Origin of the sequence: Arthrobacter sp. Cr_A7, from assembly GCF_029222765.1 — a bacterium.
Lineage (GTDB): Bacteria > Actinomycetota > Actinomycetes > Actinomycetales > Micrococcaceae > Arthrobacter.
In genome coordinates, this window is sequence record NZ_JARHXQ010000090.1 from 1 (window position 1) to 846 (window position 846).

General features: G+C 63.1%; 2 pseudogenes. Both read right to left on the minus strand.

Going from position 1 to position 846, the window contains the following annotated elements:
- A pseudogene (locus P2Q66_RS05470) lies at positions 1-546 on the minus strand (hypothetical protein); the annotation flags it as partial.
- A 30-nt stretch (positions 547-576) separates the two neighbouring features.
- A pseudogene (locus P2Q66_RS05475) lies at positions 577-846 on the minus strand (relaxase); the annotation flags it as partial.

An 846-nucleotide genomic window follows, 5' to 3' on the forward strand; every position in this document is an offset into this window, starting at 1 on the left:
CAGCTTCGTTAACTGAGCTCGAAGTTCTTCTGCCTGCGCGGCCGCGATCAGCTGCATGGCTTTCTCGTGTTCGGCAGCAGCTTTTCGTGTTTCTTCCTGCTTGCGTGCCAGCTCGTCCAGCCGGGCCTTCTCGGTTGCGATAGTCGCGATTCCCGATTCAAGGTAGGCGGCGTCCGTGCCGACGTCGTGTGTGTCGATACCGTACCGGGCGAGGACTTCTTCTCGGATCTTCGCGGAGGCTACAAGTGCGGCAGGGTCGTGGTCTTTCCAGCCTTCAGCGACGGCATGTGCCGTGGCGATGTCGGCAGGCTGTGCCTTGTCCCACCACTCATCCTTCTGTACGGGTGCCAGGACAGCGAGGGCTGAACTCCGTTCAGCAGCAAGGCGCGCCTGGGCTTCGTGCGCCGCCTGCGCGTCCTGGTGTTCCTGCTGTCGTTGGGCTTCCTGCCGGCGGCGTGCCAGCGTCTCGGCGATGCGTGATGCGATCATCAGGGATTGCCGCATTCCGTTGTTGAAAAAGTCGTCGATGCCGTCTGATTCACTCATGGTGTTCCCCTTGCACTAGTGGTGTGATTCTTATCGGTCGAGTCCCGGCCCGGTATCGCGGCCGGGCTGATAGGTCTTCGCCGGTGTTGCTGGTGTAGGTGTCGTGGGGACCACCGAACCGGGACGGATCGGGGCCATGCCGCGGCGGGCAATATCAACTGCCCTCGGTCGCACCGCAGCCGCTTCGGCCGGCTGTTGCTCTGCTCCTGCAAGGACCGGCTTGGGCATCGTCGCAGTGAACGGGGCCAGCTGGTTTTCGACAACTGATCGGATGCGCTGGGCTTCCCGGGCACGGCCGGA